A 24,205-nucleotide genomic window follows, 5' to 3' on the forward strand; every position below is an offset into this window, starting at 1 on the left:
AAGAAGGTCCCTCGCGGTCGGCATACGTTCTGACGTGGTTCCAAGGAGCCGGGCGGAGCTCCACTCGTCCTACGGGTGGGCGTCTTCCGTTCCGCCGAGGCGTCCGGTGAGCATTCCCGCCAGGGCCGCCGTGGTGCCGTAGGTCCACAGCAGCGTGGGCGACAGCTTCATCCCGAAGGCCATTTCGAGGCGGTTGCGCAGCTCCAGGCTCATCAGTGAGTCCAACCCAAGTGACTTGAAAGGAGCTTCACGGTCGATGGAGCCCGCCTCGAGCCGCAGTACACGGCCCGCGAGTTCACGGATCTTGCCCTCGACGAGGACGGGCCGCTCCGTGTCCCCGGCGCCGCGCAGCCGGCCGAGGAACTCCTCGGCGCCGCCCGCGCCGCCGCCGCTGCCGTCCTTGGCGAGCTCGGCGATGGCACGCCAGCTGGGCTGTGCGGCCGTCTCCGGGTACGCGTCGAACCAGTGCCGGGCGTCCAGCGGGACGTACGACACGACCTGCCCGGGGGCGTCGAGGAGGTGGAAGAGGGCCTGCCAGCCCTCGGCGGCGGTGAAGCCGGTCATGCCGTGGTCGGCGAGGCGTTCGCCGCGGATCGCCTCGTCGGCGGCGAGGCCGATGTCGGCGAAGGGGCCCCATTGGACGGCGAGCGCGGGCCTGCCGCGGTGCCGTCGGGCCTGGGCCAGCGCGTCCATGTAGACGTTGCCGGCCGCGTAGCCGGCCTGTCCGGGGTTGCCGACGAGGCCGGCGACCGAGGAGAAGAGGACGAACAGGTCGAGCGGATCGTCCTCGGTGAGGGCGTCCAGATGCCGGGCGCCGTCCACCTTGGGGGCGAGGACCCTGTCCAGCTGGGCGCCGGTGAGGTTGGCGACGACCGCGTCGTCGAGGACACCTGCGGCATGGAACACACCGCGCAGTGGCGGCAGTTCGACCCGTACGCGGTCGAGGACGGCGGCGAGGCCGTCCCGGTCGGCGACGTCCACCGGGAAGGTGGTGACGGTGGTGCCGCGCACCCGCAGCGCCTCGATGCGTCGCAGGGCCGCGTCACCGGGTGCGGAGCGGCCCAGGAGGACGAGGCTGCGGGCGCCGTGGTCCGCGAGGTGTTCGGCCAGGGAGAGGCCGAGCGCGCCGAGGCCACCGCTGAGGAGGTAGCTCGCGTCGGGGCGCAGCCGTCCCTCGGGGAGCGGCTCCGGTACGACGGCGGTGACCCGGCCGGGGTCGGTGAGGACCAGCTTGCCGGTGTGCTCGCCGCGCGCCATGGTGCGGAGCACCTCGGCGGCCCGGTCGAAGGCGTACGGGGTGACGGGCAGCGGCGGCAGGGTGCCGTCGGTGACCCGCTGCCACACGGTGTCCAGGAGCCGGGCGAAGCGCTCCGGGCGCCGGGTGATGAGCCCCGCGACGTCGACGGCGGAGAAGCTGATGCCCTTGGCGAAGTCACGCAGGCTGATGGTGCGGGAGGCGTAGATGTCGCGCTTGCCGACCTCGACGAAGCGGCCGTCCTCGGCGAGCGCGGCGAGGCCGAGGTCGATCGCGGCGCCGGACAGCGAGTTGAGGACGACGTCCACGCCCCGGCCGCCGGTGACCCAGGCGACGTCCTCGGCCCAGGACAGGTCCCGGGAGTCGAAGACGTGGTCGATGCCGAGGGCGCGCAGCCCGGCCCGCTTGGACTCGGTGCCCGCGGTGGCGATGACGGTGGCACCGAGGGCCTTCGCGACGCCGACCGCGGCGAGCCCGAGGCCGCCGGCCGCCGAGTGGATCAGTACGGTCTCGCCGGCCTCCAGACCGGCCTGCTCGGCGAGCGCGTACCAGGCGGTGGCGGTGACCAGGGGCAGCCCCGCCGCCTCCGCGTCGGTCAGCTCCGCGGGGACGGGCCTGACGTGCCCGGCGGGCACGGTGAGGTGGGAGGCGACGGCGCCGAAGCCGCAGGCGACGACCCGGTCGCCGACGGCGAGGCCGGTGACGCCGGGGCCGACGGCGGCGACCACGCCGGCGCACTCGCCGCCGATGAGGCCGGCTCCGGCGGAGGTGTCGGGGTAGGTGCCCATGGCCTTCATCACGTCGATGAAGTTGAGGGCGGCGGCGGTGACCTCGACCTCGACCTGTCCCGGGGCGGGCGCGGTCCTGGTGTACGGGCGGAAGGCGAGCCCCTCCCAGAGGCCGGTGCCGTCGGGGCTCAGCCGGAAGGGCTGGGCCGGGCCGGCCCACGGGGCGGCTACGCCGTCCCCCTGCTCCTCGCCGCGTACGACCCGCCCGACGTGACGGTCGGTGCCGCGCAGGACGACCTGGTCCTCCGCATCGGCGACGAGCAGCTGCCGGGCGCACTCCTCGGCCCAGCCGTCGGCGGTGGTGCGGACGTCGAGCAGGGTGGCGGCGAGTTCGGGGTGCTCGCGGCGCAGGACCCGGCCGAAGCCCCAGTAGAGGGCGGCTCCCGGGTCGGGCGCCGCGTCGGGGGTCGCGTCGGCGGGTACGGACTGGGCGCCGTCGGTGACGACGAACGTCCGGGGCGGCACCGGCAGCGCGGTGACGGCCCCGACGGTCCCGGCGAGGGTGAGGAGGCCGGCGCGCTGGGCGTCCAGGCCACGGTCGGCGCCGGGGGCGAGGAAGACGAGGCCGGCGGTGTCCGCGGGGTGTTCGCTGCCGCGCAGGGCGGCGGCGGGGTCGGTCCCTTCGGCGGGCAGGACGTCGACGGTGGCGCCGGCGGCGGTGAGCGCGGCGGCGAGCCGGTCGCCGTGGCCCGAGGCGTCGCAGACCACCCAGTGGCCGGCGGCGCGGTCGGGGGCTTCGGGGGTCTCCTCGGCGGGCAGGAAGGCGAAGCGGTGCAGCCGCGCCGGGTCGACGCCCTCGGCGGTGGCCGTCTCGATGGTCTGGAAGGCGAGGCCGGCCATCCGGAGCAGCGGCCGTGCGTCCTCGTCGTAGCAGACCAGGTCGAAGGTGTCGTCGTCGTTGCGGACGGCGTACGACAGGAGGGCGGAGACCTGGGCGTCGCGGGGCAGGGCGTAGTCGACGCGCCGGACGGCGGTGGGGACCACGGTGGCGTCGCCGGGCAGCAGGGCCAGGGTGACCTGGAGCGCCGCGTCCCACAGGGCGGGGTGCAGCTCGCCGGGGCGGACCCCGGCGAGGCAGCGGTCCGGCAGCCGTACCTCGGCGAGCGCCGCCCCCTCTCCGAGGTGCAGGGACCGCAGGCCCCGGAAGGCGGGCCCGTAGTTGAGGCCCCGCTCGCCGCAGGCCGCGTAGAAGGCGTCCGGCTCGACCTCGCGGGCGTCCGCCGGGCGTCCGGGGAAGTCGGGCAGGTCGGGGTCGGTGTCCCCGCCGACGCGGGCGGTGGCGTGCCGGGTCCAGCCGTCCGCGCCGGGCGCGAGCGAGCTGAGGGTGAAGCCCGCGGACGCGGCCCCGTCCTCGCGCCAGACGGCGCCGATCCGGACCGGCTCGTCGGTGAGGGTGAGGTCGCTGCGGAACCGGACCGTGTGCAGGGCGCCGGGGTTCTCCCCGGTGCGGGACCGGGCGGCGGCGACGGCGAGCGCCAGCATGGCGGCGCCCGGCAGCACCACGGCGTCGTACACCTGGTGGTCGCGCAGCCACGGCAGCTCGTGCAGGGACAGCTCGGTGCGGCCCTCGTGGACGTCCTGCTCGGTGGTGGCCGGCGAGAACTCGAAGGCGAGCCCGCCGGGTCCGGCGGTACGGCGCACCGCGTCCGGCAGCCAGAAGCGGGAGCGCTGCCAGGGGTAGGCGGGCACGGGGGCGCCCGGCCGGGCGGGCAGGGCGCCGAAGGGGGCGAGTCCCTGGACGTAGGCGCGGGCGAGCGCCTGGGTGAAGTCGCCGAGGGAGCCCTCCTGGCGGCGGAGGCTGCCGAGGACGGCGACCGGCTCCTGGCGGGTGGCGGCGAGCTGCTCCACGGCCGGGGAGAGCACCGGGTGGGGGCTGATCTCGACGACGTGGGTGACGCCGGCGTCGAGGAGCTTGCCCATGGCGTCCGCGAAGAGCACCGGCTGCCGCAGGTTGGCGGCCCAGTAGGCGGGGTCCAGGGTGTCGCCGTCGAGCTCGCGGCCGACGACGGTGGACATCAGGGGGACGGCTCCGCGCCGGGGGCGGATCGGGGCGAGGGAATCGATCAGCTCGTCGGTGAGCTCGTCCATGTGGTGGCAGTGCGAGGCGTAGTCCACGTTGACCAGGCGGCAGAAGGTGCCGTCGGCCTCCAGGAGTTCGCGGAGCATGAGGACGGAGTCGGTGTCGCCGGAGAGCACGCAGGACGAGGGTCCGTTGTTGACGGCGAGCGAGACGGTGTCCTCGAAGCCGTCGAGCGCCTTGAGGGCGCCCTCGACGTCGAGGTCGACGGCGAGCATCCGGCCGCGGCCTGCGGTGCGCTTGGCGAGCGCGCTGCGCAGGGCGATGATGCGCGCCCCGTCCGCGTAGGAGAGGTGGCCCGCGATGGTGGCGGCGGTCACCTCGCCCTGACTGTGTCCGACGACGACGTCGGGCTCGACGCCGGCGGCCCGCCACAGCTCGGCGATGCCGATGGACATGGCCCAGAGGGTGGGCTGGACCTGGTCGTTGTGCTGGAGCCATTCGTCGCCGGCGGCGCCGGAGAGGACGGCCGTCAGGTCCCAGGCGATGTACGGACGCAGGGCATCGGCGCAGCGCCGTACGGTCTCGGCGAAGACCGGCGACCGCTCGTAGAGCTCCTGGCCCATGCCGGCCCACTGGGAGCCCTGGCCGGGGAGGACGAAGGCGACCTTGCCGCGCTCCTTGGCGCGCCCGGTGAAGGTGCCGGGCAGCTCGGCCTCCGGCTCCTCGGTGAACTTCCGGAGGCGGTCGCGGAGTTCGGTGGCGTCCTCGGCGACGACGGCGGCGCGGGCGGCGAAGTGGTCGCGCTCCCGGCCGAGGGTCGCGGTGAGGCGTACGACCTCGGCCGCCGCCCCGGGCGTGGCGGTGTCCTCGGGCAGGGCGTCGAGGAGGTCGGCGGCCCGCTGCCGCAGGGCCGCGTCGCTGTGTCCGGTCAGCGGCAGCAGCAGCGGGCCCGGGTCGACGGCGGCCGGCGGCTCCGGCGCCGGGGGCGTACGGAGGACGACGTGGGCGTTGGTGCCGCCCCAGCCGAAGGAGTTGACGCCGGCGAACCAGGTGCCGTCGTCGGGGAGTTCGGCCCGCTCGGAGGCGACCTTGAGGTTCAGCTCGCCGAAGGGGATGTTCGGGTTGAGCTCCTCGGCGTGCAGGCTGCGCGGGATGGTGCGGTGCTTGAGGGCGAGGACGGTCTTGACGATGCCGGCGAGTCCGGCCGCCGCCTCCAGGTGGCCGATGTTGGTCTTGGCCGAGCCGATGAGGAGGGGGCCGGCCTCGGCGCCGCGGGCGGTGCCGAGCGCGGTGCCGAGCGCCTCGGCCTCGATCGGGTCGCCGCGCAGGGTGCCGGTGCCGTGTGCCTCGACGTAGGCGAGGCGGTCGGGGTGGACGCCCGCGTCGGCGTAGACCCGGCGGAGCAGTTCGGCCTGGGCCTCGACGTTCGGGGAGACGAGGCTGTGGCCGCCGCCGTCGTTGTTGACGGCGCTGTGGACGATGACGCCGTGGATCCGGTCGCCGTCCGCGCGGGCCTTGTCGAGCCGCTTGAGGTAGAGGCTGATGGCGCCCTCGCCGCGGACGAAGCCGTTGGCCTGGGCGGAGAACGCCCGGCAGTGGCCGTCCGGCGAGAGCCCGCCGAAGTGGGTGAGGCCGACGGAGTTGTCCGGCATCAGGATCAGGTTGACGCCGCCGACGAAGGCCCCTTCGAGGTCGCCGGAGCGCAGGGCCGCGACGGCGAGGTCCAGGGCGACCAGGGCGGAGGAGCAGCCCGTCTGGACGACGAGGCTGGGGCCGCGCAGGCCGAGGAAGTACGAGAGGCGGGAGGCGACGATGTCGAGGCCGTTGCCGACGGCGCTGTGCTGGGTGGTCTGGACCCCGCGCTCCTTGCGGGCCAGCTCGTAGTCGTGCCAGAGGGCGCCGACGTAGACGCCGGTGCGGGTGCCGCGGACCCGGGAGGCGGGGATGCCCGCGTCCTCCAGGGTCTGCCAGCCGACCTCCAGCATGAGGCGCTGCTGCGGGTCGAGCTCCTCGGCCTCGCGGGGCGATATGCCGAAGAAGCCGGGGTCGAACTGGTCGACGCCGTCGACGAGTCCGGCGATGCCGGGGATCTTCTTGACGGGGTCGAGCTGGACCGAGGTGTCCCAGCGCTCGGGCGGTACGGGGCGTACCGCCTCCTCGCCCTCCATCAGGAGCTGCCAGTAGCGGTCGACGTCGGGGGCGCCGGGGAACCGGCCGGCCATACCGACCACCGCGATGAGCTTCTCGGGATCGTCGTACGCGTCGGCGCTCGGGCCGTCGTACGCGTCGGCGCTCGGGCCGGTGTACGTGTCGTCGTTCTGCGGCAGGTCAGTCACGGCTCACCTCGTGCAGGATCGGGCTGACGGTCGCGGGGGCGGCGGCGGGGGCGGGCGCCGGGGCGGTCTGGGCGGCGGCGAGGTCGACGGGGTCGATCTCGTGCCGGGCGTTGATGACCTTGTTGAAGATCCGGTACTTGCCGGGGAGCGAGTTGAGCACCCGGAAGCGGAGGCGGCGCAGCCGGATGCCGCGCGGGTCGCCGATGGCGAGCAGCCCCTCCTGCATCCGCTGGAAGCCGGTGACGTGGATCTTGTGGGCGCGGCGCGCGGCGACGAAGTCGGCGAGCTCGGCCTTGGTGACGACCCGGTCCTGCCCGCCCCTGGCGAGCGAGGCGGCGATCACCGGGACGATCGTGATGGCGTCCTGCATCGCGAGGTTGACGCCCTGGCCGAGGATGGGGGTCGCGGTGTGCGAGGCGTCCCCGATGAGCAGCAGGCCGTCGCGGGCCCACTCCTCCAGCTCGGCGGTGAAGATCTCCAGGAAGCCGGTGTCGTCCCAGGTGTGCAGGTGCTCGTCGACGAGCGGGGCGAGCTGCGGGGAGATCGCCATGATGCCGCGCTTGAAGGCGTCGAAGCCGGCGGCCCGCAGGTCGCCGAGGCCGCGCTTGGGCAGGTTGTGCCCGATGCGCAGGGAGTCGGGGAAGGTCGGCAGGACCACCAGGTGCCGGTCGCCCTCGATGACGAGCTGGGCCTCGCTGCCCCACTCCGGCGGGCGGGGCACCAGGAAGGAGAGGAAGTCGCGGGCCATCGGCTGGACGTCGGCGACGAGACCGGAGGCCTTGCGGACCTTGGAGAAGCGGCCGTCGGCGCCGATCACGAGCCGGGCGCGTACGGAGACCTTCTCGCCGCGCCGGGAGAGGACGGCGCCGCGGACGGTGCCGGACTCCTCGACCAGGGAGGCGAAGGACCAGCCGGAGAGGTAGACGTGGCCGGGCAGCTCGGCGGTGTGCTGGTTGAAGATGCGGATCAGGGCGGGCTGCGGGATGTCGATGGGCAGCGGGAGGCCGGCGAACTTGGAGTAGTCGACGCGCAGCACCGGGCGCTGCTCGGCGATGGTGGTGACGGCGGTGGTCTCCAGGAAGCCGTGCTCGCGCAGGGCGGGGCCGAAGCCCAGCTGGTTGAGCGAGGCCACCGACGGCGCGGCGATCGTCTCGCCGCGGAAGCTGCGCTCCAGGCTGGTCTGCTTCTCCACGAGGACGGTGCGGATGCCTCGGCGGGCCAGCAGGCAGGCGAGCAGGGAGCCGGCGGGGCCGCCTCCGACGATCAGGACGTCGGTCTCGTCGGGTATTCCGGCGGAGCTGCCCCGGTGGGCGGATTCGGTCATGCCAACTCCCAGTTGTCCAGGCGGTTCTTGATGCCCGCGAGGATTTCGGCGGCCATCGCGCCGTCGAGTACGCGGTGGTCGAAGACGAGCGAGAGGGTGAAGACGGGCGCGACGGCGACGGCGCCGTCGCGCACCACGGGGGCGTCGGCGATGTGGCCGACGCCCAGGCCGAGCGTTCCGGTGATGAGCGGCAGGATGGCGCCGACCTGCTCGTGGCCGATGGAGGTCACGGCGAAGGTGCCCTGGAGGGCGGCCCGGCGCACCGGGTTGCGCATCATGGTCCGGTAGACGGCGCGGAAGGCCGGCAGCGGCAGCCGCTGGAGCCGCTTGATGTTCGCGAAGGGGCCCTGGTCGTCGACGTCCGCCGTCTTGTAGAGGTCGATGGCGGACTGGACGGAGGTCACGTCGAGGGCCTGGACGTCCCGCACGATGCCGGAGACGACGCAGCGCTGGCCCTCGACGGTCTTGTCGAAGAGCACCTTGGCGTGGACCTCGGGCGAGGTGGTCAGCTTCGGCGACCGGCCGCCGAGGATGACGGCGCGGGCGTCCGGGTAGTCGGCGAGCACGTCGGCGGTGGCCTTGACGACGTAGCTGACGTAACTGACCGGTGTGGCGGCGCGGGTCCGGGCGGCGCGGAGGGCGGTGGCGTCGACCTCGGTCATCAGATAGACGTGGGAGGTGCGCCGGGCGTCCTCGAGGAAGACGTACGTCTGCTTGCGGGCGGCGGGCAGCGGCGAGGTGACCGCGCTCATGCCCGGGCTCCGGCGGCCTGGGTGTCGGCGACGAGGGACACCAGGTCGCCGATGGTCTCGGCGACGGTGAACCGGTCGTAGTCGAGCGGGGCGCCGAGCTCGCGCTCCAGGTAGACGAGGATCCGCAGCTGGTTGACCGAGTCCCAGCCCTCGACCGCCTGGAGCGGGGTGTCGGCGGCGAGGGTGTCCTCGTCGACGTCGAGGAGCTGCGCGACGGCCTCGACGACGGTCGCCCGGGCGGCCTCGTCGTGGACCGGGGCTTCGTCGGTGTTCGCCTCAGGGGGCATGGAACTTCCCTTCGCCGGTGCCGACCGCCACCCAGTCGGGCAGTTCGGCGAGTTGAGTGAGGTCATGGCGGAAGTCGCCGTCCTGCCCGGTGAATCCGAGGGAGGGGTAGAAGTCCGCGAAGCGGCCGTTCTTGGCCGTGGGGACGTGCCGGCCCCGGACGCCGGGGGCGCCCGCGTCGCGTGCGGCGCGCAGCACCAGGCCGACGACGGTGTGCTCGATGGAGCGGGAGAACACCCGGCAGGACAGGACGAAGTTCTCGATCGTCCAGTCACCGCCGCCGTCCCCGTCACCGTCACCGTCCGGGGCGGCCGGCTCCCGTACGAGGGCCAGGGCGCCGACGAGTCCGTTGTCGCCGAAGGCGTCGGTGGCCCGTACGCCGAAGAAGGCGGCCTGTCCGGTCTCGACCCGCCGGGCGACCTCGTCGGCGCCGTAGCGGATGCCGGTCAGGTTGAACTGGTTGGTCTTGCCGAAGAGCTGCGTGATGCGGGCGCCGTTGAGCGTCCCGTACTCCTCGACGGTGATCTCGGAGGCCAGCTCCCGGAGGTAGTCCTCGACGCTGACGGCGGTCTGCCGCAGCTCGTCCCGCTGGGCGCGGGCCCGGTAGAGCGAGCCCCGGACCCGGTCCTCGTCGGTGAGCGCGAACTGGTTGAACCAGCCGGCCCGGGCGACGGCGGAGGCGTACCCCGCCGGGTCGTCCGGCAGCGCGACGACGGCGACCTCGGGGCGCTGGGCCTCCATGAGACCGCGTTCGGCCGGGTTGTCGTCGACGAAGACCATGGAGTCGGTGCCGATGTTGAGTTCGGCGGCGAGCGCGGCGACGTTGCCGGGCTTCGGGTCCCAGTTGGCGCGGAAGCCGGAGAGGTCGTCCGGGCCGAGGACCATGTCGGGGTGGGTGGCGACGGCCTCGCGCGCGACGGCGTCGTCGTTCTTGGAGCAGACCGTGAGCAGGACGCCCTGGCGGGACAGGTCCTTGGCGAGCGACTGGAGTTCGGCGTGGGCGGAGCCCGGGAAGGAGCCGCCGATCTTCAGGGCGGGGATCCCGTCGTCGCCGACGACGCCGCCCCACAGGGTGTGGTCGAGGTCGAGGACGAGGCACTTCCTGGCGCGGCCGAGGCGGGCCAGGACGACCCGGGCGACCTCGCGGGCGTACGCGTCGAGGAACTCCTGGCTCCAGGCGTGGCCCCCGATGTGCCGCATCCGGTCGGTGGCGGCCTGCGAGCCGGCGCGTTCGGCGAGGCTCTCGGTGGCGAGCACCACGACGTTCGGGCGGGCGGCGAGGTCGAGGATGCCGGCGTTCATCCGGTGCCAGGCCGCCTCGACGCGGGCCTTGGTGGCGTAGTCGACGTAACGGTCGCGGCGCAGCGCCGACAGCGGCAGGGTGTTGAGTACGGCGACGCCGCCGGGCGCGCCCTCGAAGGCCGTGAGCCAGGCGTCGAGTTCGGCGGGGAGGGCGGCGCACCGGGCTTCCACCTCGGCGGCGTCCAGCGGGTCGGCGACCTTCTCGAAGACGGCGGTGTCGTCGAGGAGGCAGGCGGTGACCGCGGGGGCGAGCTCCTTGAGGTTCGGGGCACCCGAGAGGATCTCGAACCGCCACTGGTTGAAGCCGGTGGTGCCGGTCTCGGGCTGGATGCCCTCGGCGAGGAGCGCGGCGGTCAGCAGGTGGGGCAGCGGGTCGACGGTGGAGCCGGCGAGGAGCCCCAGGGCGACCGGGGTGTACCGGCCGGAGGAGGCGAGCGCGGCCCGGACGGCCCGGCCGCCGAGGAGCATGCCCGCGGCCTCGCGGTCGAGGGCGTCGTCGAGGGAGCGGAGGAGTCCGGGGACGCGGTCGGCGGCGTCCGCGATGCCCGCGCGCTTGAGGGCGCGCAGTTCGGTGAGGGCGTCGCCGGTCATCACCGGGCTCCGCTCTGGTGGCGCAGCGCGAGGCCCGAGGTGATCCACTTCGAGGACTCGACGTTGGCGACGAGGAGCCGTCCTTCGACGCCGAGGCCGGAGCGGATGCGCCGCATCGCCCGGTTGAGCTGGATGAAGGGGACGGCGTTGCCGTTGTTGCCGGTGTCGGCGACGCAGTTGACGGCCTGCTCGGGGCGGACGCCGAGGCGCTTGCGGATGGAGTCCGTCATGACGCCGTTGAGCTGCGGCAGGAGGACGTGCTCGACCTCGTCGAGCTGCCAGCCGGTCTCCGCCGTGAGCTCCTTGAAGATGGACTCGGCGTGCTCCGGCACGTGGTGCTCGATGGCCTTGTAGTCCTCCTCGCCCCAGGACTCGCGGTGCGGTCCTTCGGGACCGTCGAGGAGGGGGGCGCCCTCGACACCGAACCAGCGGGCGGTCTGCGCGGGCTTGCGCCCCATGCCGGTGGTCCGCAGGAAGAGGTGCTCGACGAGCAGGCCGGGGCCGTCCGGGTCGGCGTCGACGACTGCCGCGCCCGCTCCGTCGCCGAAGAGCGCGAAGTTGATGAGCTCGGCGGGCGACATCGACTCGATCGCCCCGCTGGAGGGGAAGAAGTTGAGGCAGGTGTCGGCGCCGATGACCAGGCCGCGGCGCAGCCCGGAGGCGAGCAGGGCGCGGGCGGTGTAGAGGCCGGTGAGGGCGCCGGCGCAGCCCGACATGAGCTGGAAGGTGGGGACGTCGTTGAGCCCGATGCGGTCGGCGACCAGGTTGACGGTGGCCGGCATCAGGTGGTCGGGAGAGGCGGTGGTCAGGACGAGGAAGTCGAGGGAGGCGACGTCCACGTCGGCGTCCGCGAGGGCCGCGGTGGCGGCGGCGACGGCGAGGTCGCCGGTCGACTTGGGTACCGAGGGTGGGGAGTCCGCCGCGCAGAAGTAGCGGGTGCGGTTCCCGGTCATCATGTCCAGCCACTTCTCGTGCAGGCCGAACCGCTCGGCCATGTCCCGATTGGTGACGGGTTCGCCCGGCAGCACTTCGCTGAATCCGGTGAGCCTCATGCCGTCGCTCCAGTCAATGTGGTGTTGACCAGGTCGAGCAGAGCGCGCGGCGTCTCCGCCGAGGCCACCCCGTCCCGGTCCAGTTCGACGCCGTACTCGCGTTGGATACGGCCGGTGGTCTGGAGCAGGGCCAGCGAGTCGTACCCCAGGTCCTGGAAGACGACATCGAGGCTGCCGGTGTCGAGGACTCCCGGCGACTCCCGGTCCTGGAACTCGAGCAGGATCTCGCCCAGCTCCCGCAGGGTGAGTTGTGCCATCGTCAATAACCCCTTCACCACGGCAGATTCATCCGCTCCGGCGCGGTCTTGGGGCCGGGGCAGCGGGCTTGTGGCCGGCTGCCCCGACCCGGGCGCCTGCGGTGTGAAACCTCCCCGGATCCCGAGGAGGCCCCACCGGCTCTGCCACCTTGGCGGGGGTGACTCGACGGCCCCTTGAGTGGGGGTAGATCCAGGTCAGCCGGGTGCGGACCGGCCCGGCTCCGGGGGTCTCGACCGGGGCCGGGCCAGGGGTGCGGACCGGGTCGGCCCCGGGTCAGCCCCGGGTGGAGCGCTTGATGGCGGCCAGGATCTGGCGGTTGAGGGCGGTGCTGGCCCGGGTGTCGGGCCGGCCGGAGCGCCGGGTGTCCTGGAGGGCGACGGCGGCGACGTGGCCCCCGGGCACGGGGCAGGTGGCGAACCGCCAGGTGTGGTCCTCGACGAGGGTGCCGTCGGCGCGTTCGAGCCGCGCGAGGCCGACCTGGCCGTACTCGCCGTGGGCACCGTCCTCGACGCGGAAGCCGAACTCGGTGAAGGGGAAGCGCAGCCCCTGCCCGAGCGCCTTGCTGTAGGCCTCCTTCAGCGTCCAGAGGCTGAGGAGCTGCCCGTTGCGCTCCGCCTCGGGGGTGCGGGCGATCCGGCGGCGCTCCGGCCCGGTGCACATCAGGCCCTCGACGTCCTGGCCGCTGAGCCGGCGGGTGGCCGGTTCGGTGTCGATGCCGACGACGCCGAGGGAGGTGATGCCGCAGAGGAGGAGGTCGGCGGTGTGGCTGAGGCTCACGTCGATCTGGTCGTAGCCGCGGAGGTGGACGCGGCCGTTGAGGCCGTACCGCAGCTCCAGGGAGTACGGTTCGGTGCCCAGGGCCACGGCGGCGGTGTGCCGGATCAGCATGCGGGTGGCGAAGAATCGTTCCCTCAGGTGGGTGCCGGCGAGCTTGCTGTACCGCTCCCAGTCCCGCCCGAGGAGCTCCCTGCGCTCCTCCTCGGGAGGGAGCTGGGTGCGCCACTCGTCCAGCGAGGCGTGCACCATGCCGAAGCCGGAGCCCTCCAGGTCGCGCAGCAGGTTCCCCCACGGCCCGGCCGGGCCGCCGACGCGGCTCGGCGCGGGCGGGAAGACCCGGTCGGTGACGGCAGCGCTCATCCCGCGAGCCCGGTGCGCAGCAGGTCGAGGCTCTGCGGGACACGCACCCGCGCCAGGACCTCCTCGCAGAGCCGGGCCTCGATCTCGCGGGGCAGCGGCGGTACGGACCGGCCGACCCGGCGCAGCAGCCGGTGCAGCGCGAGGACCAGCCAGGTGGGTTCGTCGAGGAACTCGTCGGGGCCGACGCCCGCGTTGAGCCAGACCCCGACGCAGGCCGAGGCGGCGAGCAGCAGCGCGTACCGCTCGCTGAGCGGGAAGGTCCGCGTGTCGAACAGCATCCCGTAGTCGTCGCCGTCGCCGGTGAGCCCGGCGGCCTCGCGCCGTATCTCGGCGGCCTCGGCGCACAGGCCGTCCACGAGGCCGGTGAGCAGCTCGCCGTGCGGGTGGCCGGTGAACGCCTCGGGCAGCCTCCGGGCGGCGTGCCCGAGGTAGTCGAGGAGCCCGTCGCCGCCGCCGAAGCCGGAGAGCCGCTCGCCGTCGAGCGGCGGCAGCGGCGACTCCAGGCGGAACAGCTCGGCGGGGGTGACGGTGGCCGCCGGGTCGGAGACCGCGAGGGCCGGCAGGTAGGGGGCGATGACGGACTGGCAGATGGCGCTGCTGACGTGACCGAAGGTGATGGTGGACAGGTCGCGCAGCTGCTTGCGGAAGACGGCGTCGTGCCCGCTCTCCGCGTGGAACGCGTCGCCCATCACCGCCGACAGGTCGTAGAGCGCCTCACCGACGATCTTCGGGACGATGTACTTGGTGACCGCCGCGAGCACGTCGCACCGCTCGGGCAGCAGGTGCGTGGAGCGGCCCGCCGTCAGGGACAGGCAGTCGGCGATCAGCAGGTCGGCGAAGGTGCCCGCGAGCGCGGAGCGCGCCGAGGCGTCGCCCACCACGCCCTGGGTGCCGAGGTCGCGCTCCTGGGCGGCGCGCACGGCGGCCCGCAGCGCGGTGTCGGCGAGGCCGATAGCCATCGAGGGGAAGACCGCGTGCACCGCGGGGTAGGCGCGCAGGCTGAGCGCCACGCCGTCGCCCCAGGTGCCGACGAGGGACTCGCCGGGCAGCGGGCAGTTCACGAACTCGAGACCGGCGGCCTGGACCCCGCGGACGCCGGTCGTCCGGTGCCGGGGCAGCGCGCGCATGTGCGCGGGCGGTACGGACGCCGGGTCGAACATCAGGATCGAGTAGTCGGTGGCGCCGCCGCCGGTCGAGACGAAGCCGACGATCAGCTCGGCGTTGTGGGCGTTGTTGATGGCGCCCTTGCGGCCGTTCAGCCGCAGCATGCCGTCCTCGGCCCAGGCGGCGGTGAACTCCTGGGCGTGGAACTCGCTCTCGTGCTCGAAGCGCTGGCAGGCCACGCCCACCATGCCGCCGCGCAGCACGACGTTGGCCATCCGGGAGCGCTGGCGCGCGTCCCCGTTCAGCCACACCATCTGCGCGCCCAGGAAGGGCGTGAAGCCGTGGCTGAAGGCGAGGGCCGGGTCGCGGCGGAAGAACGGCCGCATGACCAGGCCGAGCAGGTCGACCCCGGCCATCCGGCCGCCGAGCTCCACCGGCACCATCTCCGCCGGCATGCCGAGGTTCTGGAACCGCCGGATGCCGATGACGGAGCTCTCCCCCGCATCGTCGGCGGCGAGTACGGCGGCGAGGCCGACGGGGTTGTCGGGGCTCCAGGGGTCGCCGAGACCGTCTTCGATCTCGGCCACCCGGGCGCGGGCGCGCGTCAGCCGGTCGGGCTGCCACTGCGGATCGGCGCCGAGTGCGGCGGCGATCAGTTCATCGGGTTCGTACATGGTCACCCCAGGGCGTCAGAGGGGGCATCGGCGGACAATCCCTCGCACCCTGTCGACAGACGCTGGAGACAGCCTTGACCGGGAGTCGACCCGGACAAGGCCCTTCGGGGTACAGCCTGTGGCGAACCTGTCTCAGCGGGCCGCCGCGCGCGCCCTGCGCACCCCGTCCACGAGCCGGCGGTGCACGGCCCCGCCGCTCGGTGTCGTACCCCCGGTCGCCTCGAAGGCGTGGAACTCGGACTGTTCCAGGGTCAGTTTGAGCAGGGCCAGGTCCTGCGGCGTGGTGAGCGGGTCGTCGGGGGCGTGCCCGACCCACACCGGGCACCGGATCTCGTACAGCTGCTCGGGGCGCAGGGCGAGCCCGCCCAGGAGGTACGGCAGCTGCTCGCCGCCCGCCGCCCCCGTGGCCTCCACCAGTGCGTCGACCGTCGCCGGCGGCAGGCCGAGGAGCCGGTCGGGCTCCTCGAAGAGCCGGGAGACCGGGGCGCCGACGAGGTGGACGGAGCCGATCCGGCGGTCGCCCGCGGCGGCGGCGAGCGCCGGACGTCCGCCGAGGTCGAAGCCGATGACGGCGGTCCGCCCGGTGTCCGCGGAGCCGGTGTGGGCGTCGATCAGCCGGGAGACGGACGCGGCGGTGCACTCGGCGCACGGCAGGGGCCGGGGCAGGTGCGCGGCGACGACGGCGTGGCCGTCGGCCACGAGCCGGTCGAGGAGCGGGGCGCACTCCGGGCCGCCGCCCAGGGCGCCGCCGACGAGCAGCACCAGCGGCCGGGACGGGCCGAGCCCGCCGCTCCACCGGACCGGGTCCGGACCCCTTTCGGGCACCGGCCACCGACGGGTGTCGCGCAGGGCCATCTCTCGCTCCTCTCGGTGGCCACGGCCTGTCCCGGGGGTGTCCGGCGGATCGCGGCCGGGCAATCCTCGGGGGGCATGGTGACACCGGCCGCTCGAATCTCGTCGGAGCCGTCGGCCACTTCCGCTGAGGTGTGGCCGAATCTCCGCTGTTCCAGCCGTGTTCGAGCGGGACGTGAGCCGTCGGGGCGAGGCTCCGGGGACGGCGGCGGCCCGCGGGTTCCCCCGGCCCCGGCCGCCGCCCACGAACGGAGGAGGAGCGGTGCACGGAGTGCCGAACCGCGCCCTGGGTCACGTGGTACGGGTGGCCAGGGGCTGCTACCGGGCCCTGGTGGCCTTCGGGTCCTGCTGGCTCCCGCTTCCCGAGGACCAGTTGCGCCGGATCCTGTACGGGGAGGAGGAGGGCGTGGAGCACGCCCCCGGGGCCGGGGCTGGGACTGGGACCGAGACCGGGGCTAGGACCGGGGCTGGGACCGAGACCGGGGCTGGGACCGAGACCGGGACCGGGGTCGTGGCCGCGGCCGGGACGCCGGGCCCGCCGCCCGGGCATCCGGAGCGACTGTGCATCGAGGTTCCGCTGAGCGAGCTGGAGCTGCGGCTGGCCCGGCAGTTGAGGGGCGTCTGACGCCGGGCGCCCGGTCAGGCGCTGCGCCGGGCCTCCGAGACCGCGGACCCGGCCGTACGCGCCCCGGCAGCACGGGCTTCGGCCGTGAGCGATTCCCCCGTACGCGATTCACCGGTACGCGATTCACCGGTACGCGGCTCCCCCGTGCGCGCCTCGGCGGGGCAGGACTCGGTCGTACGGGTGTCCGCCGTCAGGAGCGCTAAACCGTCCTGCACGGCGACCGAGTCGGCCGGGACGGCCGCGACGAGCCGGAAGGTGGTGCCCCCGGCCTCCACCCCGCTGCGCAGCCGGCCGCCCACGGCGGCGGCCCGTACCGCCAGGTTGGAGAGGCCGGTGCCGGTGCTGTCGGAGTCGACGAGCCCCTTCTGCCCCACCCCGTCGTTGACGATCTGGAGGCGGACGAAGCCCTTCTCCTCCGGGTCCCTGCTGGTCGTGATGGAGCAGGTGCGGGGCTGGCTGTGCCGGAGGACGTTGGTGACGCCCTCCCGCAGCACGGTCGCGAGGATGGTGTTGGCCATCGACGAGAGCCCGGTGCAGTCGACCTCGATCTCGGCCCTGATGCCGGCCGCCTTCAGCACCGATCCGGCCGATTCGGCCTCGACGAGAAGGGACATGTCCCGGTAGCCGCGGGCCACTTCACGGACGTCGGCCAGGGCCTGCCGGGAGATGACGAGCACCTCGGTGACCTCCTCGCAGGCACGCTGCGGATTGCTGGTGATCAGCCGCTGGATGAGCTCGTTCTTGAGCGTGATGGAGGAGAGGCTGTAGCCGAGCAGGTCGTGCAGGTCCCGGGCGAACCGCAGCCGTTCCCTGGCGACGGCCATGCGGGCGAGTTCGCCACGCGAGTCGTGGATGGCGGTGGCCAGCATCGCGAGCCGGGCCATCGAGTACAGGACCAGGCCGGTGAGCGCGGTCGAGACGCCCATGTAGGCGATGTCGACGGGCCTGAGCTGTTCGTTCGCCGAGATGACCATGACGCCGGTCACCGTGAGTCCGTACAGGACCCAGCCCGGCACCGGCGACAGCCTCAGCAGGAACGATCCGGCAAGGAAGCCCGCCATGCCTCCCCAGTGCCATCCGAAGAGGGCGAACGGGACGAAGGTGATCAGCGCCTGGAGGATCAGGGACCACGGGAACAGCTGTCGGCGGAGGTGCACCAGATTCGGCGCGAAGTGCACGTACTGGAGGGCGGCGAGCAGCGGCGGAATGGCGAGGCACGCGGTCAGCTCGGACCTCCCCGGTGCGGCGTCGAGGACGTTGACCGCCTGCATGAGCAGATAGCCCAGGAAGACCACCACGACCAGGACGTTGGCGATGCGCGGTGCGGGAGCGGCGGAGCTGATGGCCGACAACTCCCTCTTACCACCGGGCCGTTCCGCGGCGCCAGGCCGCGAAGAGGTGCGTCTGAGGCGAGAGGTGCTCTGTGCTGTCATCGAATCCAGCCCCCTGTCGGCCCCTCCCCGGGACCACCCATGGCCGGATCATAACCACACGGAGCCACATCACGCCGCTCCGTGGCCGGATCTTGGTCTTCCGGATGCCTGAATCGCGAATCGTTCACCCTGCTGGAGCGATTTGTCGCCGTGGTGAAAATCTCATGCCGACGAAGATGAAGCGATCACTTGTGAAGAAGTCGCGAAGTTTCGTCTACTCCTATCGAGCATTCACGGCCTCACCAACCGCTGACATCACGGGAGTTGCCATGAACAAGTCTGTCGCCACGGCCCTCGAGATCGGCTCGATCGAGCAGGAGCTGGCCTTCGCCGAGCTCATGCTCCACGCCTTCGTGGACCCGGCCTTCGCCGCCCGCTACGCCAGCGACCCGGCCGCCGTCCTGAAGGAGTCCGGCATCACCCTCGACGAGGGCGCCGCCGCCCCGGCCATCCCGGCCACCACCGGACTCGGCGCCGTGACGGAGGAGTACGCCGCCATAGCCCCCGACGGCACCGCCCTGCTGACCCTCTGCATCCGCGCCCTGCCCGTCGGCTCCCTGACCGGCGGTTCCCTGTCCCCGGCCGGCCACTGATTCCGTACGTCCGACACGTAAGGGGAGGGGCACACGCATGCGCATGGGGTTCAAGGAGCATCTGCGGGCCGAGGTCGTGCCCGGCGAAGCGACGTACGTCATCTCCGAACGAGGCATCACCGCCTTCGACGACGCGCAGGTCGCGGTCGTCGCACCGCTCCTCGACGGCACCAGGGACTTCCGGTCCCTGGTCGCCGACGCCTCTCCCCACTGCTCGCCCCGGGACGTGGCCCTGGCGATCGGCCGCCTGAACGAGGCCGAGCTGCTCACCCGCGACCCGGTGCCGGCCCGCTCCCCGGCGGCGGCGGCGGCCGCCTACTGGGAACTGGCGGGCGCGCCGGGCCCGTTATCCCTGTCCACCGTGCGGGTCCGGGCGGTCGGCGGCGCCGACGCCCGGTCCGCCGAACAGGCCTGCACCGCGTCCGGCCTGCTCCTGGCGGACGAACGGGACCTGGACCCGGGCCTGGACCCGGGCCTGAGCCTGGGCCGGGACCTGGACCGGGATCCGGGCCAGGTCCAGGTCAAGGGCCAGAGCCAGAGCCAGGGCCGGGATACCGCCGAACTCACCCTGGTCGTCTGCGACAACTACCTCGACCCGGCCCTCGCCGACATCGACGCGGAACAGCGCGCGGCGGGCACGCCCTGGCTGCTCGCCAAGCCGCACGGCACCACCCCCTGGATCGGGCCGCTGTTCCGGCCGGGCGACGGCCCCTGCTGGCACTGCCTCTCCCACCGGATCGCGGGACACCGGGGCGCCGAGACCCATCTGCGCCGGGCCCTCGGCCGCCCCGTCGCACACCCGCCGGCCGAGACCCCCGCGAGCCTGCTCCTCGGCAACCAGCTCGCCGTCGCCGAGTGCGTGAAGTGGCTGGGCGGGCACCGCCACCCCGGCCAGGACGGCGTCCTCACCTTCGACACCTTCAGCCTCACGACCCAGGTGCACCCGCTGCGGGCCCGGCCGCAGTGCACCGGCTGCGGCGACCCCGGCCTGGTCGCGCGGCGGGTCCTCGCCCCGGTCACCGTCTCCTCCCGGCCCAAGGCCGACCTGACCGGCTCGGGCCACCGCTCCGCCACCGCCGAACAGACCCTGCGGACCTACCAGCACCTGATCAGCCCGGTCACGGGCGTGGTCAAGGCGGTGCAACGCGACAGCCGCGGCCCCGCCGGGCTCAACTCCTTCCGCGCCGGGCACAACCACGCCCGGGGACCGCGCGGTCTGACCGGTCCCTCCTCGCAGCTGCGCAGCGAGAGCGGCGGCAAGGGCATGACCGAGCTCGACGCCCGGGTGGGCGCCCTGTGCGAGTCCCTGGAGCGGCACTCCGGGATGTACGAGGGCGACGAGCCGACCGTACGGGCCAGCTGGCGCGAGGTCGCGGACCGGGCCGTCCACCCCGCCGACTGCCTGCTGTACGACCCCCGTCAGGGCATGGAGCCCTTCGACGAGGACGCGCCCGTCGACTGGACGCCGGTCTGGTCGCTGACCCGCGGCGAGCACCGGCTGCTGCCCACCGCGCTGCTCTACTTCGACGCCCCCCGCACCCCGGGTCTCGGCCACGTCCAGGCCGACTCCAACGGCAACGCGGCCGGCAGCAGCCCGGAGGACGCGATCGTCCAGGGCTTCCTCGAACTGGTGGAGCGGGACGCGGTCGCCCTCTGGTGGTACAACCGCACCCGCCACCCCGCCGTCGACCTCGACGCCTTCGACGAGCCCTGGATCGACCGGATGCGCGTGCTGCACGCCTCGCTCGGCCGCGAGGTGTGGGTCCTCGACGTGACCTCCGACTTCGGCGTCCCCACCTTCGCCGCCGTCACCCGGCGCACCGACAAGCCCGCGGAGGACCTCCTCTTCGGCTTCGGCGCGCACTTCGACCCGAAGGTCGCGCTGTGCCGCGCGATCGCCGAGGCGAACCAGCTGATGCCGGCCGTCGTCGGCGTCCGGGCGGACGGGACCGGATACGGCTGCCACGACGAACGGCTGCTGCGCTGGTGGCGCACGGCCACCACCGCGGACCACCCCTACCTGCTGCCGGATCCGCGGACCCCGCTGCGCCGCCCCGCCGATTTCGCATACGAACCGCGCACCGATCTGCGCGACGACATCGCCGCGATCGGGGCGGCGGTCCGCGAGCGCGGTATGGAGCTCCTCGTCCTCGACCAGACCCGTCCCGACATCGGGCTCCCGGTGGTCAAGGTGATCGTGCCCGGCATGCGGCACTTCTGGGACCGCTTCGCCCCGGGCCGGCTCTACGACGTGCCCGTGCGGCTGGGCCGGCTGACCGGCCCGACCCCCTACGAGGATCTCAACCCGGTCCCCCTCTTCCTCTGAGGGGCGGTGAGGCGGGGGAGGGCGGCGGGAGGGACGGAATCGGCTACTCCCGAGTAGCCCTTGAAGTTCGTGTGAACTCTCCATGACGACGGAGGCGGCAGCTCGACGGCCGCCTCCGTCGTCGTACGAAACAGGCCGACTTGCCCCCGCGCGGCGATCGAAAATAGCCAGTACGCTCCATCCCCGTCGTGCGTGTGCGCACGGAGTCACCGGAGCCCACGGGGGTGGAACGAAGCTTGATCAGAATCCTGATCGCCGAAGACATGCGCATGCTGCGCCGAGCTCTGGTGGAACTGATTTCCCTGGAGCCCGACATCGAGGTCGTCGCCGAACTGGAGACCGGCAGCGAAATCGTCGCGCGCGTCGAGGAGTTGAAGCCCGATGTGGCGATCCTCGACATCGAACTGCCCGGCATCGACGGCATCGCGGCGGCCGAGGCCCTGCACCGGCGGGGGGCCGGGGCCCGGGTGCTGATCCTCACCAGTCTGGGCAGGCCCGGCAATCTGCGCCGGGCCCTGGAGGCCCAGGTGCGCGGCTTCATCCTCAAGGACGCGGAGCCCGGGCGGCTCGCCGAGGCGATCCGCGCCATCGCCAAGGGCGAGCGGGTCTTCGACCCTCAGCTCATGCTCGCCGCGCTCGGCGCCGCCGAGTCCCCGCTGACCCCGCGCGAGGAGGACGTGCTGCGGCTCGCGGCCGACGGCGACGACGTCGACGAGATAGCCGCCGCGCTCTATCTCTCGGCCGGCACCGTCCGGAACTACCTCACCGCCGTCGTCTACAAACTCGGCGCCCGCAACCGGGTGGACGCCATCAGGATCGCGCAGACCTCCGGCTGGCTGTGAGCCCTCCCTCACGGGACCCCGCCGAGTCCGTCACGGGCGCCGTGAATCCGCCATGGGCGCCATGCCTACGCGAAGGGCACCGTGAATCCGCGGCAGGCCGGGTGAATCCGCGACAGGCGCCGTGAATACGCGACGGGCCCGGTAACTCCGCGACAGACAAGGTGATTCCGCCACTCGGACCGTGAATCCGTCACGGTGTGGCCGGGCACGGTTCATCCTTGGCCTGTTTCTGACTCACTGGTCCCCCGACAGGGGCGCGTGCGACGGTGGAGCCCACGACGGATGGCCGGTTCACGACGGACCACCGGCTCGCGGTGGCCCGTACCGCGCCGAGGAGGAGGCACCATGAGGATCGACATGCTGGGCCCGTTCTCCGCTGCCATCGCCGGCGTGCCGATCGCCCCGAGCGCCCGCAAGCCCCGGCGGATCCTGGCGCTGCTCGCCCTGCACGCGGGACAGGCCGTGCCGGTCTCCGCCGTCGTCGACGAGGTCTGGGGTGCGGCCGCCGCGCCCAAGGCGCACATCACCGTCCAGACGTACGTGCTCCAGCTGCGGAACTACATCGGCCAGGCCCTCAAGGACCCGCGCGCCGCCCGGGACGTCCTCGTCACCCGGCCCGGCAGCTACGCCCTCCTCGTCGGCGAGGGCACGGTGGACGTCCACGCCTACGACCGGCTGTGCGCCCAGGGGCAGTCGGCCTTCGAGACCGGCGACGACGCTGCGGCGGCCGCCCGGTTCCGGGAGGCCCTCGCCCTGTGGAAGGGGCGCGCGCTGGACGGCGTCCAGGACGGTCCCGCGCTCGGCCTGGAGGCGATGCGCCTGGAGCAGAGCCGCACCGACGTCCTGGAGCGGTGCCTCACCGCCGAGTTGCGGCTCGGCGCCGGCGAACGGCTGCTGCCCGAGCTGTCCGCCCTGGTCGAGGAGCACCCGCACCACGAGGCCCTGCACGGGCTGCTGATGACCGCGCTGGACCGCTCCGGCCGGCTGACCGGCGCACTCACCGTGTACGAGACGGTCAGGGCCCGGCTCGACGAGCGGTTCGGGCTGCTGCCGTCGCCCGCCCTCCAGCGCCTCGGACAGGAGATGCGGGAGCGCGCCGAACGGGTCCCCCACCAGGCCTGACGGTACGGACTCCAGCATTCCCCTATTGAGGCTGGACCGCCCGGGGGTCCCCTGGTCGCAAGAGCGTGCGCGAAGGAGCGCACGGCGCGGCCGGAGGGCGAACCCATGCGTGTCCTGTTCACCGCGCGGCACTCCGTGTCGCACCTGCTCGCGATGACGGCGGCCGCACAGGCCTGCGCGTCCGCGGGCCACGAGGTCCGCACGGCCGGCCCGGCCGGAGCCGTCCTCCCCACCGCGTCGCTCGGCACGTCACCCGCCCACGACTGGCACCCGGACCTGGTGGTGTCGGCGGAGGACGGCGCGACGGGGGCCGACGCGGCAGTGACCGGCCCGGCGGTGACCGGCGTGACGGAGACCGGCCCTCACGGGTCGTTTCCCGGTGCGCGGGTCGTGCGGTGGACACCGCTCGACCACCGGAGCGCCGACGGGCCCGCGCCGGTCCGCATCGACCCCTGCCCGCCCGCACTGCGCGGGGACGCCGGGGCGGACGCGCTGTCCGTACGCCAGCCCATCTGCCACGCAGGGCAGTTGCCGTACGAGCTGCGCGAGCCGCACCACCTGCTGCGGGTCTGTCTGCGTCCCGGCGCGCCCGGTTCCCCGCACGGCTGGTCGCCGGAGCGGCTGCGCCTCGTCGCCCGGGCCGCCCTGGGCCTCGACGTCGAGGTGATCGCCCTCGTCCCCGCCGCCGAGCGGGCCCGGCTGGGCGGCTTCCTCGGCCCGCTCGGCTCCCGGCTCCGCTTCGCCGAACCGGAGTTGCTCGGACCGGTCCTGGCCACCTGTGTGGCCGTCGCCCACGAGGGCGGCCCCGACGTGACCCTGGAGGCGGCCGCCCACGGTGTCACGCAACTGGTGATCGCCGACACGCGTCCGGCGGGCGACCGGCTGGACCGGATCGGCGCCGGCCACCGGCTCGTCGCCGCGGAGGAGCCCCGGGAGACCGGGAGTTCGCTGCGGCTGCGCCGTCATCTCGCCGACCTCCTGTACGGCGGCCGGGCTCTGGCGACCGCGCAGCGGCTGCGCTCCGCGATCGCCGCCCTGCCCTCTCCCGAGGCCTTCGCCGGCCGCCTGGAGGACCTCGCCGCCCGTTAGCCGCCCGGCCCGGCCCCGTACACGTTCCGGCCCGCCCGGCCCCGTAGACCTTCCCTTGGCCCGACCCGTACACCGACCGTCCGAGGGGCCCGTCCCCTCCCCACAGGAGGCCACCGCCATGAGCGCATCGACCCCGTTCCCGCTGCCGCCGCACCCGGCGGAGTCCACCGCCTCGCCGGTCCGCCCCCTGCGGATCCTGAACGGCAACCCGACGCCGGAGGAGGTCGCCGCCGTCACCGCCGCGCTCCTCGCGACGCTGCACCGGGAGCCGCCCCGCCCGGACAACACCCGGACCGACCGCGCGGCGCGCTGGAGCCGTTCGCACACCTCGCAGGCGGCGGGTTCCTGGCGCTCGGTGCCCCGGGGCCGGTGACCTGCCGGGGCGACGCAGGACGGCGCCGTACGGGATGCCCTCACATCCCGTACGGCGCGCACGCGTTCCCTG

General features: G+C 73.7%; 18 protein-coding genes. 7 read left to right on the plus strand and 11 right to left on the minus strand.

Going from position 1 to position 24,205, the window contains the following annotated elements; genetic code table 11:
• Positions 1-69: 69 nt before the first annotated feature.
• The 10 genes from OG361_RS11900 to OG361_RS11945 all read right to left on the minus strand — a co-directional run bounded on the left by OG361_RS11900 (position 70) and on the right by OG361_RS11945 (position 15,733).
• Positions 70-6,399 (minus strand): SDR family NAD(P)-dependent oxidoreductase, encoded by a 6,330-nt coding sequence (locus tag OG361_RS11900; protein ID WP_405853292.1) that lies wholly within the window; start codon positions 6,397-6,399, stop codon positions 70-72.
• A complete protein-coding gene (locus OG361_RS11905; RefSeq protein WP_405853293.1) occupies positions 6,392-7,723 on the minus strand; it encodes an FAD-dependent monooxygenase in 1,332 nt (443 codons plus the stop codon). Before OG361_RS11905 ends, OG361_RS11900 begins: the two co-directional genes overlap by 8 nt.
• The gene (locus OG361_RS11910; RefSeq protein WP_384562168.1) at positions 7,720-8,475 is read right to left on the minus strand and encodes a 2-oxo acid dehydrogenase subunit E2; all 756 of its coding nucleotides are present in this window, start codon (positions 8,473-8,475) and stop codon (positions 7,720-7,722) included. The genes OG361_RS11905 and OG361_RS11910 overlap by 4 nt, the downstream gene beginning before the upstream one ends.
• Positions 8,472-8,762 carry an acyl carrier protein gene (locus tag OG361_RS11915; protein ID WP_405853294.1) on the minus strand — a complete coding sequence of 97 codons (291 nt, stop codon included), beginning with the start codon at positions 8,760-8,762 and terminating at the stop codon, positions 8,472-8,474. The genes OG361_RS11910 and OG361_RS11915 overlap by 4 nt, the downstream gene beginning before the upstream one ends.
• Positions 8,752-10,653 carry an HAD-IIIC family phosphatase gene (locus OG361_RS11920; RefSeq protein ID WP_405853295.1) on the minus strand — a complete coding sequence of 634 codons (1,902 nt, stop codon included), beginning with the start codon at positions 10,651-10,653 and terminating at the stop codon, positions 8,752-8,754. The genes OG361_RS11915 and OG361_RS11920 overlap by 11 nt, the downstream gene beginning before the upstream one ends.
• A complete protein-coding gene (locus tag OG361_RS11925; RefSeq protein WP_384562160.1) occupies positions 10,653-11,705 on the minus strand; it encodes a 3-oxoacyl-ACP synthase III family protein in 1,053 nt (350 codons plus the stop codon). Before OG361_RS11925 ends, OG361_RS11920 begins: the two co-directional genes overlap by 1 nt.
• Positions 11,702-11,962: an acyl carrier protein gene (locus OG361_RS11930; protein WP_024758534.1), complete on the minus strand. Its 261-nt coding sequence runs from the start codon at positions 11,960-11,962 to the stop codon at positions 11,702-11,704. Before OG361_RS11930 ends, OG361_RS11925 begins: the two co-directional genes overlap by 4 nt.
• A 274-nt stretch (positions 11,963-12,236) precedes the next feature.
• Positions 12,237-13,100 (minus strand): 4'-phosphopantetheinyl transferase family protein, encoded by an 864-nt coding sequence (locus OG361_RS11935; protein ID WP_405853296.1) that lies wholly within the window; start codon positions 13,098-13,100, stop codon positions 12,237-12,239.
• The gene (locus OG361_RS11940) at positions 13,097-14,878 is read right to left on the minus strand and encodes an acyl-CoA dehydrogenase (RefSeq protein WP_405853297.1); all 1,782 of its coding nucleotides are present in this window, start codon (positions 14,876-14,878) and stop codon (positions 13,097-13,099) included. Before OG361_RS11940 ends, OG361_RS11935 begins: the two co-directional genes overlap by 4 nt.
• Positions 14,879-15,010: 132 nt before the next feature.
• Positions 15,011-15,733, minus strand: a complete 723-nt coding sequence (locus tag OG361_RS11945) for an alpha/beta fold hydrolase (protein ID WP_405853298.1) — start codon at positions 15,731-15,733, stop codon at positions 15,011-15,013.
• A 259-nt stretch (positions 15,734-15,992) separates the two neighbouring features.
• Here OG361_RS11945 and OG361_RS11950 point away from each other — a divergent pair, with 259 nt between their 5' ends.
• A complete protein-coding gene (locus OG361_RS11950; RefSeq protein ID WP_405853299.1) occupies positions 15,993-16,355 on the plus strand; it encodes a DUF6059 family protein in 363 nt (120 codons plus the stop codon).
• Between the two features lie 14 nt (positions 16,356-16,369).
• Here OG361_RS11950 and OG361_RS11955 read toward each other — a convergent pair whose 3' ends face one another.
• Positions 16,370-17,707 carry a sensor histidine kinase gene (locus OG361_RS11955; protein ID WP_405853300.1) on the minus strand — a complete coding sequence of 446 codons (1,338 nt, stop codon included), beginning with the start codon at positions 17,705-17,707 and terminating at the stop codon, positions 16,370-16,372.
• Positions 17,708-18,057: 350 nt separating this feature from the next.
• Between OG361_RS11955 and OG361_RS11960 the strand changes: the two genes are divergently transcribed.
• The 6 genes from OG361_RS11960 to OG361_RS11985 all read left to right on the plus strand — a co-directional run bounded on the left by OG361_RS11960 (position 18,058) and on the right by OG361_RS11985 (position 24,133).
• A complete protein-coding gene (locus tag OG361_RS11960) occupies positions 18,058-18,381 on the plus strand; it encodes a hypothetical protein (protein ID WP_405853301.1) in 324 nt (107 codons plus the stop codon).
• A 37-nt stretch (positions 18,382-18,418) separates the two neighbouring features.
• Positions 18,419-20,707, plus strand: coding sequence for a TOMM precursor leader peptide-binding protein (locus OG361_RS11965; RefSeq protein ID WP_405853302.1), 2,289 nt, complete (start codon positions 18,419-18,421; stop codon positions 20,705-20,707).
• A 236-nt stretch (positions 20,708-20,943) separates the two neighbouring features.
• The gene (locus OG361_RS11970; RefSeq protein WP_384562137.1) at positions 20,944-21,549 is read left to right on the plus strand and encodes a DNA-binding response regulator; all 606 of its coding nucleotides are present in this window, start codon (positions 20,944-20,946) and stop codon (positions 21,547-21,549) included.
• Between the two features lie 345 nt (positions 21,550-21,894).
• Complete coding sequence (locus tag OG361_RS11975) at positions 21,895-22,671, plus strand: BTAD domain-containing putative transcriptional regulator (protein WP_405853303.1); 777 nt, start codon at positions 21,895-21,897, stop codon at positions 22,669-22,671.
• A 105-nt stretch (positions 22,672-22,776) separates the two neighbouring features.
• The gene (locus OG361_RS11980; protein ID WP_405853304.1) at positions 22,777-23,760 is read left to right on the plus strand and encodes a nucleotide disphospho-sugar-binding domain-containing protein; all 984 of its coding nucleotides are present in this window, start codon (positions 22,777-22,779) and stop codon (positions 23,758-23,760) included.
• Positions 23,761-23,878: 118 nt separating this feature from the next.
• The gene (locus OG361_RS11985; protein WP_405853305.1) at positions 23,879-24,133 is read left to right on the plus strand and encodes an acyl-CoA carboxylase epsilon subunit; all 255 of its coding nucleotides are present in this window, start codon (positions 23,879-23,881) and stop codon (positions 24,131-24,133) included.
• Positions 24,134-24,205 lie beyond the last annotated feature (72 nt).

It is taken from the genome of Streptomyces sp. NBC_00090 (genome assembly GCF_045160815.1).
GTDB lineage: Bacteria > Actinomycetota > Actinomycetes > Streptomycetales > Streptomycetaceae > Streptomyces.

Excerpts from the sequence above, each read along its gene's own strand:
- OG361_RS11935 (WP_405853296.1), bottom strand. The coding sequence starts at position 13,100 with ATGAGCGCTGCCGTCACCGACCGGGTCTTCCCGCCCGCGCCGAGCCGC.
- OG361_RS11940 (WP_405853297.1), bottom strand. The coding sequence starts at position 14,878 with ATGTACGAACCCGATGAACTGATCGCCGCCGCACTCGGCGCCGATCCG.
- OG361_RS11985 (WP_405853305.1), top strand. The coding sequence starts at position 23,879 with ATGAGCGCATCGACCCCGTTCCCGCTGCCGCCGCACCCGGCGGAGTCC.
- OG361_RS11965 (WP_405853302.1), top strand. The coding sequence starts at position 18,419 with ATGCGCATGGGGTTCAAGGAGCATCTGCGGGCCGAGGTCGTGCCCGGC.
- OG361_RS11920 (WP_405853295.1), bottom strand. The coding sequence starts at position 10,653 with ATGACCGGCGACGCCCTCACCGAACTGCGCGCCCTCAAGCGCGCGGGC.
- OG361_RS11945 (WP_405853298.1), bottom strand. The coding sequence starts at position 15,733 with ATGGCCCTGCGCGACACCCGTCGGTGGCCGGTGCCCGAAAGGGGTCCG.
- OG361_RS11910 (WP_384562168.1), bottom strand. The coding sequence starts at position 8,475 with ATGAGCGCGGTCACCTCGCCGCTGCCCGCCGCCCGCAAGCAGACGTAC.
- OG361_RS11980 (WP_405853304.1), top strand. The coding sequence starts at position 22,777 with ATGCGTGTCCTGTTCACCGCGCGGCACTCCGTGTCGCACCTGCTCGCG.
- OG361_RS11960 (WP_405853301.1), top strand. The coding sequence starts at position 18,058 with ATGAACAAGTCTGTCGCCACGGCCCTCGAGATCGGCTCGATCGAGCAG.
- OG361_RS11930 (WP_024758534.1), bottom strand. The coding sequence starts at position 11,962 with ATGGCACAACTCACCCTGCGGGAGCTGGGCGAGATCCTGCTCGAGTTC.
- OG361_RS11905 (WP_405853293.1), bottom strand. The coding sequence starts at position 7,723 with ATGACCGAATCCGCCCACCGGGGCAGCTCCGCCGGAATACCCGACGAG.
- OG361_RS11915 (WP_405853294.1), bottom strand. The coding sequence starts at position 8,762 with ATGCCCCCTGAGGCGAACACCGACGAAGCCCCGGTCCACGACGAGGCC.
- OG361_RS11975 (WP_405853303.1), top strand. The coding sequence starts at position 21,895 with ATGAGGATCGACATGCTGGGCCCGTTCTCCGCTGCCATCGCCGGCGTG.
- OG361_RS11925 (WP_384562160.1), bottom strand. The coding sequence starts at position 11,705 with ATGAGGCTCACCGGATTCAGCGAAGTGCTGCCGGGCGAACCCGTCACC.